This window comes from Psychrobacter sp. UBA6291 (genome assembly GCF_002439405.1).
GTDB classification, from domain to species: Bacteria; Pseudomonadota; Gammaproteobacteria; order Pseudomonadales; family Moraxellaceae; genus Psychrobacter; species Psychrobacter faecalis.
This window is the reverse complement of the sequence record NZ_DJUD01000057.1, coordinates 23128-38372: the sequence shown is the minus strand read 5'-3', so window position 1 is coordinate 38372 and position 15245 is coordinate 23128. Positions and strand designations below refer to the sequence as shown.

The window sequence follows — 15245 nt, the reverse complement described above, 5'->3', positions numbered from 1 at the left end:
AATACTCAGTGACGCTCAATAATCGTCTTATTCAATATACATGATAGATTCAATTTCAACCACGCCGCCTTTAGGTAGCGCCGCCACTTGTACGGCAGCGCGGGCTGGATATGGCTCGCTTAAGTTAGCGACAAATACGTCGTTTAGCGCCGCAAAGTCATTTAAATCGGTCAAAGAGACATTGAATTTGACCACATCATTTAAGCTGCCACCGGCCGCCTCACAGATGGCTTTGATGTTTGCAAATACTTGCTTGGCTTGTGCTTCAAAGCCTTCTTTTAGCTCCATGGTATCAGGGTCAAAGCCCAGTTGACCGGAGATATAAACAGTATTGCCTACTTTTACCGCTTGTGAATAGGTACCAACGGCGGCTGGGGCTTTATCGGTTTGAATGGTTTGACGGGTCATATGATTTCCTTATGATGTTTTTTTGGTTAAAAAGTTGGCCAAAAATTTCAGGCGATAATAAATGCTCAACATTGAATGTCTTTAAAAGGGATAGATTTTAACATGTATTTTAACGGCTTTTATAATTGATAAAGCCTAATAATATTGGGGAAGCCAAGTAGCGAACGCAACTCGCGAATGCCTTGCGCTAAATGATTGCGACTACGCACGACGATATGAATAATGGTATCGCTGCTACGCACGTCGACCTTTTCGACCCCGATGTTTAACTGGCGCAGATGATAAATCACTTCACTGATTTGCTCGTCGCTTAGGGCAATAGATAGCTTTAAGTAAGCAGGAAAGCGGATTTTGCTGTTATGTTCCCCGGATGAGTCGCCTTGTTTAATGGCTTTATCATTACGCCAGCGCAGTTGGATAACTTGATAAGGGTTGTCTTTACGGATATCGTCTAACGAAAAGCATTTATGGCGATGCACAACCAGACCATGACGTGATAAATGGCCAACGATAGGGTCACCATAAATCGGATGACAACAATTGGCAAAATCAAGCTCAACACCTGACGCGTTGACAATCAATTGTTGCGGTTGGGTCATATCATCAACGCTTTCTTGCGACTGCATATCACTGACTTCATCGCTAAACAAACGCGTCACCACCAGTTGCGGCAGTAACGTACCCGAGCTAATTTGCTCAAACAGCGCATTTTTTTCTGTCAGACCGCGCCATTCAGTTAAGTTTTTCCAATCACTTTCGGTTAAATCATCGAGGCTTTTCTGATAGGTTTTTAGGGCACGGTCTAGGGCTTGTCTGCCATGATGCTGTTTATCGGCGGGCGATAAGTCTTTAAACCAACGTAAAATCTCCACGCGGGCTTTATTGGTGACCACAAAGCCAAGCCATTCCGCCTTTGGCTCAGAATGACTGCTGACTTCAATCTCGACCAACTGCCCGTTTTTTAGCACCGTCCCGAGTTTTGCATGTTTATTATCGACATTGGCACCGACCGCGACATTGCCCACCATAGGACCGACGGCGTAAGCAAAGTCTAGGGCTGTGGCGCCTTGGGGCAGCTCATAAGCGCGGCCTTGCGGACTGTAGCAGATGATTTTACTTGAATGTAGATAATCCATTAGCTCATTAATGGTAGAAACGGCCGCGGAAAAATCAGGACTGTCGGCATCTAACGTGTCTTCGTCAACCAAGTCTTTCATATTACGCAGTGATGCTTGAATAACCGACTGGCTGACATCGGAGGCGTGTTCGGCACCAATAACGCCAAGCCTTGCCGCGTTTTGCATTTGCTTGGTTAAGATGGTGACTTTAACAAAATCATTGTCACGCTCATAAATAAGGGTGAGCGACTGATTGCCACCGGGCAGCGGACGCCGAATGTTATCGGCGATATGACTGTCATCAATCTGATATTTTTTAATGAGATAATAAGCGAGCTTGTCACAAGCTTCGATGTTATCAAGCACAATCTCAAACGCATAATGGCGCAGTAGCGCATTGATTTCACCGCGATTACGGAAAAACTGCCGGAAGATAACCACGCGATTGTCTAAAACTTTGACCATGCCATTCAGATCAAGGTTGTTTAGCACAATGCTCAAGTAGCGATGAATGGCTTCTCTTTGAAAATTACGCCCAAGTCCATGTTGCAGCAGCTTATCAGACAGCTTGTTATACATATCAGAATCAAGATTACGATAACAAAGCACTTCGATATAATCGGCAATGTCATTGAGGCCCATCAAGCGCGCAAAGGGTACATAAAAATCTAACGTTTCTTGTGCAGTAGTTCGCTGTTTTTCGGGGCGTACCGCATCGAGCGTCGACATATTGTGCAAGCGGTCAGCCAGTTTAATAATCAAGACGCGCGGGTCAGCAAGGGTAGCGGTCAAGATTTTATGAAAGGTGGCGGCTTTGTTTTCTTGCTTGTTATGGGTTGATGATTTTAATTTGGTCACGCCATCGACCAGTCTGGATACTATTTTACCGTAACGCTGCTCAATATCTTCAGCGGTAACCTCGGTATCTTCGACCGTATCATGTAGGATTGCTGCAATAATGGTATCGCGATCCAAGCGAAAGCCTGCCAATATTTCGGCGACGGCAATCGGATGCGTGATATAAGGTTCCCCTGATTTACGCTTATCTTTGATATGCGCTATATCACCGAACTCACAGGCATCAATAATATCACTACGTTCAGCCGCAGTGAGATAACCTACTGAGCGCAGCAGGTTGTATTGAGCATCATCAACTAAAGGATGACTGAGTTTGGGCAAGGTTTGAGTCATAAGGTGGTAATCCTATTTTCCAATACCTATTTATCAGTTCAGGACGGTTCGTCGGCTACGGACTTTTAATGGGTTCAGGACTGTTGGGTAAATGATAGCTGGATGAATAAGCGGCGGTTATGCAAAAGAGTAAGCTATTAGGTCAAAGCATACTAACTTAAAACGCACAAAGCGAAAAGAGGGCAGACCACCCTCTAATTAATCGTAAATCGTTCTCAATGTCAACTCTTATGCGCGTAAGTCAGGCAGAAAATAAAAAATTCTACCTGAGTGGTATGATTTTCGCTATAAATGGTCGCAAAAATTGGCAAGCGTTTGGTGTTATCAGTCGTTTCATAACCAAAAAACCACAGCCGATGCTGTGGTTCTTATCTTTTAGTAATGTCAGCACGGAATAAAGTGGTCGTGCTTATTGCTAAAAGTTAGGCTTTACTAAAAACTGCTCTGTATTAAAAGCTATGATCGCCCGACAAAGCCAAATCTAATGAGCTTGTCGCAAAGTTATGCTCTGGCTGATTTAAAATATCACGGGTGATTTTGCCGGCAGCAATTTCACGTAATGCCAATACCGTAGGCTTGTCATTATCGACGTCAACCATCGGCTCAGCGATACCCTTGGCCAATTGACGGGCGCGCTTACTAGCGACCAAAATCAGCTCAAAGCGATTATCAACATTATCCAAACAATCTTCAATCGTCACTCGTGCCATAAATAGCTACCTCGGTTGTTTTTATCAGTCACGGCGCTTGTCCGTTACTCAATAAAAATAATATCAGAAATATAAAAGGGGGATAGCTGGACATTATAGCATTTTTTGCTTAGGCGCGTAGTTGCTTTTTATATCTACTGTTAGTTATACGAAAATCGAGATTTTTCACTTTTAAACCTTCTTTCTCCTAGGTTTTCTTTGCTTATTCGTCGACTTGGCTATTTAGCAAATTGGCAATAGTGCGATGATAGCGCTGCTGCTGGCGTTTAAGGGTTTGTCTTTCGGCGACGATAATGGCTTTTAGCTCGGTTAATGCCACTTCAAAATTGTCATTAATCACCACAAAATCAAAATGTACATATTGCGCCATCTCCGTGACCGCGCCCGCCAAGCGCTGCTCGATGACTTCCATGCTGTCCTGTGCACGCGTCGATAAGCGCTGACGTAAGGTCGCTAAACTTGGCGGCAAAATAAAAATCATCGTCGCATCGGTAAATATCTTTTTGACTTGTAGCGCGCCTTGCCAATCAATCTCAAGGATAACATCGACGCCTGCCTCCAGCTGCGCGCGCACGCTTTGCTCTGAGGTGCCATAATAATTGCCAAACACTTCGGCATGCTCTAAAAACTTGCCTTCGCCGATAGCCGTGACAAATTTATCAACGTCGGTAAAATGGTAATGCTGACCATCAATCTCACCGGGACGCGGCGCGCGCGTGGTGTGCGACACGCTAACGGTCAAGTCGTTGGTGGTGGCCAGTAGCTGTTTGACCAGTGATGTTTTGCCCGTCCCTGAGGCGGCGGTAATAATAAATAATGAACCTGTCATACGGTTTTTCCTAATGGATAGTTTGCTAATGTAAGGTGCCACAATGGAATAGGTACTAGTAAAGTGTGCGCTAATAAAAAGCTAAAAACGGCGCAAATAAGTGTTGAGCTGGTAAAAACAAAAAACGCCATCAAGTATGGCGCTATAAAGTTGTATTGATTTCTCATTGATACGTCATTATAAACTGCTTGGTGCGCTTTTATTTAATTAGCGCAAGCTTTTTAGCACTTAATCTTATTTATTGTCTGTTTTTGCATTAAAAGGCGCTGTGTCAATGAACGTTAATGCTCAGTTCATTTGAAACAGAGCTATTTTCAAAGGCAATAAAAGCAAATTATGCTAAAGTAGAGCATGGATGTTATCCCAAGTTTTGAGGTTAAGCAGTTTGACGTTAAGCTGTAACCATAAATTATCTAATGATAGGCCCTCTTATGCAAATTTATCTTGCCAATCCACGTGGATTTTGTGCTGGTGTGGATCGCGCGATTGCGATAGTGAACGAAGCATTGACACGTTTTGAGCCACCCATTTATGTGCGTCATGAAGTCGTGCATAACAAGTTTGTGGTCTCAGATTTGGCCAATCGCGGCGCGGTTTTTGTCGAAGAGCTGCACGAAGTACCAGATGGCTCGATTGTGATTTTCTCGGCGCATGGTGTCTCAAAGGCGGTCGAAGATGAAGCAGAGCGCCGTGATTTGACCGTATTTGACGCCACTTGCCCGCTGGTCACTAAGGTACATATCGAGGTGGCTCGATTTGCCCAAGACGGGATGGATGCGGTATTGATTGGTCACGCAGGACACCCTGAGGTTGAAGGCACTATGGGGCGTTTTAATCGTCGCCACGGCGGGCAAATTCATTTGGTCGAAAATGAAAGCGATGTTGAGGCTTTAAATGTGCAAAACGCTGAGCATTTGGCTTTTGTAACCCAAACGACTCTTTCGATGGATGATACCGCGCGCGTTATTGATGCGCTGCGTGAAAAATTCCCCAGTATTCAAGGCCCACGCAAAGACGATATTTGCTATGCCACCCAAAACCGCCAAGATGCGGTCAAAGATTTAGCCGGTCGTTGTGAAGTGGTGTTGGTGGTTGGTTCGCCAAACTCGTCAAACTCTAATCGCTTGCGTGAGTTGGCTGAGCGTATGGATTGCCGCGCCTATCTGATTGATAATGCCACTGAGATGGATAGAAACTGGTTTGATGGCATTCAAAGTGTTGGCGTTACTGCTGGCGCGTCTGCGCCTGAGATATTAATCCAAGAAGTGCTACAACAATTGCAAGATTGGGGCGGAGATTTACCAAGTGAGCTGTCAGGTATCGAAGAAAACGTGACCTTTAGCTTGCCAAAAGCGCTGCGAATTCCGGTCACGCAAGTAGGTAAATAGCATGAATAAGCAGAAAAAAGGCTTTGTGTTAGCAGAAGCGACGCTTGATGAGATTAATAAACAATTAAAAATTAATCTGTTTACCATCGTTGTGCTGATTGTCATGCTAGTGCTGAACACTGCGCAATTTATGAAAGATTATAGTGTCTTATATGGCGCGCTTATCGCTGTCATGGCGTTTTTTCTATTTATAATGGCCAAAAGTCGCACCATGCTCATGATGAGAAAACAACAGCTTACCAAGTAAATGCTAAAGGTAAATTAAATATAACCGTTATTATGAAAGACCAACCTATTAAAGTGGTCGAGAATACAGCATTAATAAAGAAGATTAGATTAAGGATGTTCATGCAAGCTTATTATCAGTTTATCAAACGCGAGCAGCTAGAAGGTGGCGTTAGCGTTGCCCATTATCAGCCAACCAAACATGCACAAGGCGCTTGGAATGAACACGAGCAGCATATGGCACCAGCGACTGGCCTGCTGACCGCTGAGCTTGAAAGTTATGCGCCGCAAGCAAATATGCGTATCGCTCGTATCAGTCTGGATATTTTAGGCTTGATACCGCTTGATGAGTTTACCGTTACCACGCGTTGTATCCGTCCGGGTAGAACGATTGAGCTAATTGAGGCGGTCATGAGCAGTCGTGGCCGTGATGCCATTATCGCCCGTGCTTGGCGACTGCTGACCCAAGATACTAGTGAGATTGCCGGACTTGAAGACCAAAAAGCGCTCTATCAGCCTGAGGATTTGCCTGTTTGGGATGGTATGAAAGGCTGGCCGGGCGGTTTTATCGAAAGCGTCCGCTTGGTTGCCGAGCCCGACCGCCGTGCTGGTCGTGGTATGGTATGGATTACCAATGATGTCGAGATGGTAGAAGGCGAAACGACTGACGATTTGGTACATCTAATGGGGATGGTCGATACCGCCAATGGCGTCGTGCCACGCTTGGGACTCGGCTTATCAGAATTGCAATGGATGTTCCCCAATACGGATTTGCAAATCCATATGCATCGCATGCCAAAAGGGCGCTGGCTTGGCATCGAAGCGGTGCAACAATACGGCGATGACGGTATTGGGCTGACCAGCGCTGTGCTGCATGATGTGCACGGGCCGTTTGGTCGCAGTGAGCAAATCTTGACCATTCGCCCTATGCCGCGTTAAAGCGCGATAGCTTTATGTATTGGATAGTCACAAAAGTAAACTGAGCAGGATTGTTTCAGCAAATTATCGTCCTAAGTTAGCATTTAGTTGATAAGAAAATGGTTAATAGTTATATAAAATAAATCAAAAGTATGTGATTAATTTATTATACAAATAATTAAAAATCGGTTGTAATGGAATACCACAACGAGGCAAGGTGATTCAAAACTGCTAGGATGGGTTTTGATAGTGAAGGTTACCTTTCACTTTATCCTTGCAACAACGATAACTAAAGGAATATGGCCATGAACGATATGAACGATATGAACGATAAAAAATGCCCTTACGATATGACGCCGTTGACCATGAGTAATGGCGCGCCAGTGGTTGATAATGAAAATAGCAAAACCGCTGGTAAACGCGGTCCTCTACTCGCAGAGGATTTATGGCTTAACGAAAAGCTCGCTGATTTAAACCGAGAGGTTATTCCAGAGCGCCGTATGCACGCCAAAGGTTCGGGCGCGTTCGGTACTTTTACCGTCACCAATGACATTACTCAATATACGCGTGCTGATATTTTTAGCGAAGTGGGCAAGCAAACGGAGATGTTTGCGCGCTTTAGTACAGTCGCAGGTGAGCGCGGGGCCGCTGATGCTGAGCGTGATATTCGCGGTTTTGCCCTAAAATTCTATACCGAGCAAGGTATTTGGGATTTGGTCGGTAATAATACGCCGGTATTTTTCGTTCGTGACCCGCGCAAATTTCCAGATTTAAACAAAGCGGTCAAGCGTGACCCACGTACCAATATGCGTTCGGCAACCAATAACTGGGACTTTTGGACGTTATTGCCCGAATCTTTGCACCAAGTCACCATTACCATGAGCGATCGCGGTATCCCAGCGTCTTATAGACATATGCACGGCTTTGGCTCGCATACGTATAGCTTTATCAATAGCGACAATGAGCGTTTTTGGGTCAAATTTCATTTCCGTACTCAGCAAGGTATCAAAAACTTAACCGATGCCGAAGCCGCTGAAATCATCGCCTCGAATCGTGAAAGCCATCAAGAAGATTTGCTCAATGCCATCGACAATGGCGATTTTCCGAAGTGGAAAATGTACGTGCAAATCATGCCAGAAACCGATGCCGATAAAGTACCTTACCATCCGTTTGACTTAACCAAGGTATGGCCAAAAGGGGATTATCCGCTGATTGAGGTTGGCGAGATTGAGCTTAATAAAAACTCAGACAATTATTTCTTAGACGTCGAGCAGGCGGCTTTTGCGCCGAACAATCTCGTGACTGGCATCAGTGCCTCACCAGACCGTATGCTACAAGCGCGTCTCTTTAGCTACGCCGATGCTCAGCGTTATCGCGTTGGTGTCAATCACAAGCAGATCCCAGTAAATAAACCTCGTTGTCCGGTGACCAGTAACCACCGCGACGGTCAAATGCGTGTCGATGATAACTACGGTGGCCGTCCACACTATACGCCAAACAGCTTTGAGCAGTGGCAAGATCAGCCGCAGTACGCTGAGCCAGCGTTAAAGATTGATGGCTACGCAGCGCATTACGATTTCCGTGAAGACGATAGTGATTATTTTAGCCAGCCGCGCGCACTGTTTAACCTGATGAATGATGAGCAAAAGCAAGTGTTGTTTGATAATACCGCCCGCGCGATGGGTGATGCGCTTGATTTTATTAAATATCGTCATATTCGCAACTGTAACTGGTGCGACCCTGCTTATGGCGTAGGCGTTGCCAAAGCCCTTGGCATGAGCGTTGAAGACGCTATGGCAGCACGTGAGAATGATCCTGCTCGTCATTTACCTAGCTGTTTATAATCTCTGTAGAAAATAAAAACGATAGAATTTAGCTGCTCTATATTTATCTAAAAACACCGCCTTAGGAAACTGGGGCGGTTTTTTTTATGCTTAATTATTTTTTTAGCTTAGTTTAGCCTATTTGATCTTGAAATTTTTACCCGTGCCCCTATCTGATTAGGCAGCCTAGCAGTATTTACAGCGCCTTCTTGCTAATCAAATTTAGTAATTAGATTGGGTAATCAAATTGGCTAAACTGCTAGTATTTGAAAATTTGTGATTTATGCGTGCTGGTAACAGCATTTTTGGTATCAATAATAGGAGTTTTTATGAGTGAACAGACCCAAGCGGATAATAAAAACGCTAATGACATCAACATTAATAAAGACAGCCCAGAATTAAAAAAACACAGTTTTGAAGCAGAAGTGGCGCAGCTGCTGCATTTGGTGACGCATTCGCTTTATTCTAATGCCGATATTTTTGTGCGTGAATTGGTTTCGAACGCATCGGACGCTTGCGACAAATTGCGCTTTGAAGCGACCAATGACGACAGTCTTTATGAAGATGACGGCGAGTTAAAGATTCGTATCGCTGTCGATGAAGATGCCAAAACCATTACCTTTATCGATAACGGCATCGGTATGAATGAAGCCGACGCCATCGAAAACTTAGGAACGATTGCCAAATCTGGTACTAAGGCTTTCCTCGACAAATTGTCTGAATCGCAAAAGCAAGATGGACAATTAATTGGTCAATTTGGGGTTGGTTTTTACTCTGGATTTATCGTGGCTGATACCATTAGCGTTGAGTCACGAAAAGCGGGCGAGCCTGCCGATAAAGGTGTACGCTGGGTTTCAGACGGCACCGGTAGCTTTACCGTTGAGCCAATTACCAAAGAGACGCGCGGTACCAGCATTACTTTGCATCTAAAAGAAGAGTACAGCGAAGGCGAAGATAATTATCTAGACCGCGGCAAAATCAAGCGTTTGGTCAATAAGTACTCAGACCATATTAGCTTGCCGATTCAGATGCGTAAAGAAGTCTGGCAAGAAGATGTGAAAGAAGAGGGCGACGACAGTGACGCGCCAGCAGGCGGTCAGATGGTCTTGACCGACGAGTGGGAAACCATTAACAAAGCCAGTGCGCTTTGGACCCGCTCAGCATCTGAGGTTGAAGATGATGAGTATGTCGATTTTTATAAAAACATCACTTATGACATGGATGCGCCGCTAACATGGACACACAACCGCGTTGAAGGTCGCGTTCAGTATACCCAGCTTTTATATATTCCGAAAAAAGCGCCGATGGATTTATACACGCGTGAGCAGCAGCACGGCTTAAAGCTTTATGTGAAGCGCGTCTTTATTATGGACGATGCTGAGCAATTGCTGCCGATGTATTTGCGTTTTGTGAAAGGGGTCATTGATTCAGCGGATCTGCCGCTTAACGTCAGCCGCGAAATCTTGCAAGAATCGCGCGATGTTAAATCTATCCGAGATGGTAACGCGCGCCGTATTTTGACCTTGCTAGCGAGCCTTGCTAACAGCGAAGATAGCGATAAACAAGAAAAATTTGCCCAATTCTATAGCGAATTTGGCGATGTGATTAAAGAAGGCCTTGGCGAGGATATGGGCAATCAAGAGCGTATTGCCAAATTGCTGCGTTATGCCACTAGCACCAACGACAAGGTTGAGATCAGCTTTGAAGATTATAAAGGTCGTATGATTGACGGTCAAAAAGCCATCTATTATCTGACGGCGGATAATTTAGCAGCTGCTAAAAACAGTCCGCAGCTTGAGCTGTTTAAGAAAAAAGGCATCGAAGTTATCTTGATGACCAGCCGTGTTGATGAATGGGCGATGAACTTCTTGACCCAATTTGATGGCACGCCGCTACAAAATATTGCTAAGGGTGCGGTTGATTTAGGCGACTTGCAGGACGAAGCCGAAAAAGCTGAAGCTGAAAAAGCGCAAGAGACCATGAAGCCTGTCGTTGATAAGCTAAAAACGGTACTTGGCGCGCGCGCAAAAGACGTTAAAGTCTCAACGCGTTTGGTTGATAGTCCAGCGTGTCTAGTCATTGGTGAAGGTGAGCTGTCACCGCAAATGATTCAGATGCTGAAGCAAATGGGTCAAGATGTACCAGAAAGCAAACCAACGCTTGAGGTCAATCCTGACCATCCACTGATTAAAAAGTTAGAGAGTAGCGAGCAGTCTGACGACAATTTTGACAAGCTGGCGCAGGTCATTTTTGACCAAGCGTTACTTGCCGATGGCGGTCAACTAGAAGATCCAGCCGCTTATCTAAAACGCGTCAATGAGCTATTGATGCGATAATAATTGCTGCTTAATAAAAGGAGGTCTTGATTTTAAGGCCTCCTTTTTTAATGGATTGTCAATCAACGTTTAGAGTAATTTTTCGGCAGTTTTTACAAATCAGCCTTATCCTCTTGAGCGACAATCCGTTACAATCGCGATAGATTAGCGAGCTAAAATATTAAGTTAGATTTCTCGCTTTTCAATCCTATTTTATCGTCAAATAATAATAAATTGGCGTTATTTCTCTCGACTGGCTAGAGGTCTAAGTCTTTGTCACTTGCGTCATTAAAAACCGTATCGCTTCAGCGCTTCTCGCTCAATTTCGCGGCCAATATTATTGCCACCTTGTGGATGCTGGTCGGGTCGACGCGGGCGTTCTCTTGGGTAAAACCCACCTTTATCCAGTTTGCGGTATTCGCCATATTGGCACTGGGTAGTAATGTCCTATTCTCGTGGTTAGCCGCCGCAAATGGTAGCGTCTTTAATGAGCAAGGATTGGTCAGCTATTTAATTTGGCCGATGATTATTTTGCTCGGCGGTATTATTTTAGCTCGCCGCGCTGGTAACCAAGCGCTGGTTTTTGTGCCTGTCATTTTATGGCTGGTTGCTGATACGCTATCAGCGTTACTGCAAAGCCTGGTACAGTTTTTTGGCAGCTATGGGTGGTTGCCAAGTTGGAGTTATTCTTTTTTACCTATTTTATTTTTAGTGCTGTTTTTATGGCAGACACTCGCTTTATTATGGATATTTTTCCGTCGCCTGCGCATTTCTTGGTGGGAGAGAATCATCGTCTTAGTAGGGGCAGTGGCATTATTGACCATTTGGCAGCGCAACGTCGCCGACCAGCCGATATTTAAGCAAATTCCTGTTGAGCCAGTACTAGAAGAAGCGGCTTTGTACGAGCAGCCGCGATTATTGCAGCAAGCTTTAGACCGTATCGACCCGAGTATACCCGGTAAAAGCGACTGGTATTTTATGGGCGTGGCAGGATTCTCAGACCAAAATGTCTTTCGTTCTGAGATTAATAAAGTGCGTGAATTGTTTGACGTGCGCTTTGGTACCAGTGGCCATTCGCTGGCATTGATTAATAATAACTATACGTGGCTAGATGAGCCAATTGCGACAAAAACCAGTATTTTGCGCGGGTTAAAAACCATCGGTCAGCAAATGAATGCTGATGAAGATGTATTATTTCTTACCCTATCGTCACATGGTGATGAGAATGTTATTCAACTGGCAAATCCACCATTAGCGATGGATAATTTAGATGCCACATGGCTGCGTGAAGCGTTAGATGCGTCCGGTATCCGCTGGCGAGTGATTGTGGTGTCGGCGTGCTATTCAGGCTCATTTATCGATGAATTGGCATCACCAACAACGGTAATTATTACCGCCTCCGCCGCTGATAAAATGTCATTTGGCTGCACCAATAGTGCTGAGATGACTTACTTTGGACAGGCCTTCTTTGCGGAGAGTTTGCGCGAAAACACCAGTTTTTCTGATGCATTTAAAGACGCCGCTTACCGCGTTCAAGAACGTGAGCTTTATATGGGTTTTGAGCCATCAGAGCCGCAGATGGTCATTGGTAGCTTAATGGAAACCGCGCTGCCAGCATTTGAGCAAGTGTTGTTTGCTAAAACTCGTCCAGCACTCGCTAGTATGACTAATCAGCCGAATTCTGTTAAGGTTACTCAAGCTCCTGATACGGCAAACGCAATCGATAATCTGCCTGAAAATGACTAAGGGCTGCTGATAAATTAGATTTATGTCGCTACTAAGGCGCGCTTTTTGAATTTTTAAAATACTACTCGAGTGACTGACTGTCTTTAATTGACTTTACTTAATTGCTTGTCTCTAACGGTTTGCTTGCTAATAGTAAAGATGGGCAGTTGTCACTCAGCGCTTGTTTTATCTCGGATAAAAAGGATATCACTTATGAATAATTCTTATAAACACAGTTTATCTACCAACTCAAAGATTGAGCAAATCAGCGTCAATCGCTGCTTCGATGGCGAGCAGCATTATTATTGTCATGAGTCCACCGCGACCAAAACGCCGATGACCTTTAGTATTTATCTGCCAGATGAAGCGCTGGCTGGGCGCCGTTGTCCGGCTGTTTTATATCTCTCGGGTTTGACCTGTAATGCCGATAACGTCACCCATAAAGCGCATTTTCAACAAAAATGTAGCGAGCTTGGCATGATATTTATTGCGCCTGATACTTCTCCTAGAAGTAATGACGCGCACGATGTCGCAAACGATGAGCGTTATTTTGTCGGGCAGGGCGCAAGCTACTATGTCGATGCCACGCAAGCACCCTGGGCAGAACATTTTAATATGCAAAGCTATATCGTTGATGAATTATACGATTTACTACGCTCAGAGTTTCCGACTGATAGTATCGGCATCACAGGCCACTCGATGGGCGGTCATGGAGCGTTACTATTGGGCTTTAAGTTCCCAAGTAAGTTTGTCAGTGTCTCCGCCTTAGCACCTGTTTGTGCCGCCAGTGAGTCGGCATGGGGGCAGGCCGCTTATACAGAGTACTTTGGCGATGATAAGGTGCTATGGGCGCAAGCTGACGCCTCACAGATGATTGTAGAAGTCGGCCAGCAGTACGCCAGTATTTTGGTCGACCAAGGCGCGGCTGATAATTTTTTGGCAGAAGGTCAGCTGCAAACGCCTAAGCTGCAAGCAGCGTGTGAAAAGGCCAAGCAGCCATTAACATTACGCTATCAGGCCGGTCATGATCATAGCTATTATTTTATTCAAACAGTGATTAATGACCATATCGAACACCACTGGCGTATGGCGCAAATGGGTTAAGCCTGTCCAATAATATCTGTCTACAAATAATAGCCGTCTAATAGCTGAGCGTATCGTCTGTCATATAACTTGACAGACGGTTACGCTGATTATTTAACCAAGCGCCTTTATTGTTATAAAATAGATTGGTGCAAAATTGAGCGAGCTTGCCAATAGGCAAAACTTTTTTAAAGGTAAGTTTTATGATGAATAAGCTAACAGTGCCATCGAAGACAAATCTGGCTAACCGACAGCAGACGGCTCAATTATCGTTGGCGGCCATGCAAGCAGATATGGCTAATATGATGGCAACTTTAAAAAATAAGCAGCGAGTTGGTGTTGTTCAAAAAGAAAATATCAAATCAGAAACTCGCAAAGCAAAGCCAGCTAATACAGATGCTATTCATGCGCTTGATGCCGTGCAATTATCGCGGGTGATAGAGATGGCGTGGGAAGACCGTACGCCGTTTGAAGCGATAGAGCACAGCTACGCTCTAAATGAGACCGCAGTCATTAAGCTGATGCGTCAAGAGTTAAAACCATCGTCTTTTCGCCTATGGCGTCAGCGCGTTACTAGCCGTGTGACCAAGCATCAAACAAAGCGTCCGTTTGATGTCGGTCGTGCGTATTGTAAGAGCCAATATAAACCGCGCTAACGTTTTTTTTAAAACGCCTTATTTAAAAGAATCGTCTAAATGTAGTATCTAAATACCAATCCCAGTGATTAAAAACTTTTTTATTAAACGTTTATACCAACCCAAATAGGTAGTTCAACTATGACTAGCCCAGCCAAACCCTATCTTATCGCGCCTTCTATTTTATCAGCTGACTTTGCCAGACTTGGTGAAGAGGTCGAAAAGGTATTGGAGGCGGGCGCTGATATTATCCATTTTGATGTGATGGACAATCACTATGTGCCTAACCTAACCTTTGGTAGCATGATATGTCAGGCGCTGCGTGACTATGGTATCGAGGCGCCGATTGATGTCCATCTTATGGTATCGCCAGTCGATAGTATGATCGAGCAGTTTTTAGAGGCGGGTGCGAGTATTATCACCTTCCACCCAGAAGCCAGCGCCCATATTGACCGCTCTTTGCAGCTGATTAAAGATGGTGGCGCTGAATGCGGTTTGGTATTAAACCCCGCAACGCCACTGCATTATTTAGATTATGTGATGGACAAGGTTGACCAAATCTTACTGATGAGCGTTAACCCTGGATATGGTGGTCAATCGTTTATTGAGGGTACCTTAGATAAAGTTCGCCAAGTTCGTCAACGTATTATTACCAGTGGTCGCGATATTAGACTAGAAGTAGATGGCGGCATCAAAGCCAGCAATATTCGCGCGATTGCCGAAGCAGGCGCTGATATGTTCGTCGCCGGTTCCGCTATTTTTAATCAAGAAGATTATAAATCTGCCATCGACGCTATGCGCGCCGAATTAGCCTTGGCAAATGGTTATTAATCCCCATTTATAACTATTAGTATGAGTGTTAAGGTTATAACGATGG

At 44.7% G+C, this 15245-nt stretch carries 13 protein-coding genes; 9 read left to right on the top strand and 4 right to left on the bottom strand.

Features of this window, described 5'->3' with window-relative positions; genetic code table 11:
* Nucleotides 1-27: 27 nt before the first annotated feature.
* The 4 genes from B3R91_RS09730 to gmk all read right to left on the bottom strand — a co-directional run bounded on the left by B3R91_RS09730 (nucleotide 28) and on the right by gmk (nucleotide 4256).
* The gene (locus B3R91_RS09730) at nucleotides 28-408 is read right to left on the bottom strand and encodes a RidA family protein (protein ID WP_191691038.1); all 381 of its coding nucleotides are present in this window, start codon (nucleotides 406-408) and stop codon (nucleotides 28-30) included.
* 119 nt (nucleotides 409-527) lie between these two features.
* Nucleotides 528-2717 (bottom strand): RelA/SpoT family protein, encoded by a 2190-nt coding sequence (locus B3R91_RS09725; protein WP_286797429.1) that lies wholly within the window; start codon nucleotides 2715-2717, stop codon nucleotides 528-530.
* 449 nt (nucleotides 2718-3166) lie between these two features.
* Nucleotides 3167-3427 carry a DNA-directed RNA polymerase subunit omega gene (gene rpoZ / locus B3R91_RS09720; protein ID WP_068403827.1) on the bottom strand — a complete coding sequence of 87 codons (261 nt, stop codon included), beginning with the start codon at nucleotides 3425-3427 and terminating at the stop codon, nucleotides 3167-3169.
* A 202-nt stretch (nucleotides 3428-3629) separates the two neighbouring features.
* Nucleotides 3630-4256, bottom strand: a complete 627-nt coding sequence (gene gmk, locus B3R91_RS09715; RefSeq protein ID WP_286797428.1) for a guanylate kinase — start codon at nucleotides 4254-4256, stop codon at nucleotides 3630-3632.
* A gap of 431 nt (nucleotides 4257-4687) precedes the next feature.
* Here gmk and ispH point away from each other — a divergent pair, with 431 nt between their 5' ends.
* From ispH to rpe, 9 genes are all read left to right on the top strand, one after another.
* Nucleotides 4688-5644: a 4-hydroxy-3-methylbut-2-enyl diphosphate reductase gene (ispH, locus tag B3R91_RS09710; RefSeq protein ID WP_068403830.1), complete on the top strand. Its 957-nt coding sequence runs from the start codon at nucleotides 4688-4690 to the stop codon at nucleotides 5642-5644.
* A 1-nt stretch (nucleotide 5645) separates the two neighbouring features.
* Nucleotides 5646-5891, top strand: coding sequence for a hypothetical protein (locus B3R91_RS09705; RefSeq protein WP_198329126.1), 246 nt, complete (start codon nucleotides 5646-5648; stop codon nucleotides 5889-5891).
* 101 nt (nucleotides 5892-5992) lie between these two features.
* Entirely contained in the window at nucleotides 5993-6808 is an 816-nt protein-coding gene (locus B3R91_RS09700) for a thioesterase family protein (RefSeq protein WP_286797427.1), read from the top strand.
* 302 nt (nucleotides 6809-7110) lie between these two features.
* Nucleotides 7111-8631, top strand: coding sequence for a catalase (locus tag B3R91_RS09695; RefSeq protein ID WP_414707556.1), 1521 nt, complete (start codon nucleotides 7111-7113; stop codon nucleotides 8629-8631).
* Nucleotides 8632-8939: 308 nt separating this feature from the next.
* Nucleotides 8940-10946 carry a molecular chaperone HtpG gene (gene htpG, locus B3R91_RS09690; RefSeq protein WP_286797426.1) on the top strand — a complete coding sequence of 669 codons (2007 nt, stop codon included), beginning with the start codon at nucleotides 8940-8942 and terminating at the stop codon, nucleotides 10944-10946.
* Between the two features lie 252 nt (nucleotides 10947-11198).
* The gene (locus B3R91_RS09685) at nucleotides 11199-12671 is read left to right on the top strand and encodes a C13 family peptidase (RefSeq protein WP_286797425.1); all 1473 of its coding nucleotides are present in this window, start codon (nucleotides 11199-11201) and stop codon (nucleotides 12669-12671) included.
* Between the two features lie 192 nt (nucleotides 12672-12863).
* Nucleotides 12864-13754, top strand: coding sequence for an S-formylglutathione hydrolase (fghA, locus tag B3R91_RS09680; RefSeq protein ID WP_286797423.1), 891 nt, complete (start codon nucleotides 12864-12866; stop codon nucleotides 13752-13754).
* Between the two features lie 380 nt (nucleotides 13755-14134).
* Nucleotides 14135-14389: a TIGR03643 family protein gene (locus tag B3R91_RS13500; protein ID WP_349681541.1), complete on the top strand. Its 255-nt coding sequence runs from the start codon at nucleotides 14135-14137 to the stop codon at nucleotides 14387-14389.
* Between the two features lie 120 nt (nucleotides 14390-14509).
* Nucleotides 14510-15199 (top strand): ribulose-phosphate 3-epimerase, encoded by a 690-nt coding sequence (rpe, locus tag B3R91_RS09670; protein WP_286797420.1) that lies wholly within the window; start codon nucleotides 14510-14512, stop codon nucleotides 15197-15199.
* The last annotated feature ends 46 nt before the right edge of the window (nucleotides 15200-15245 follow it).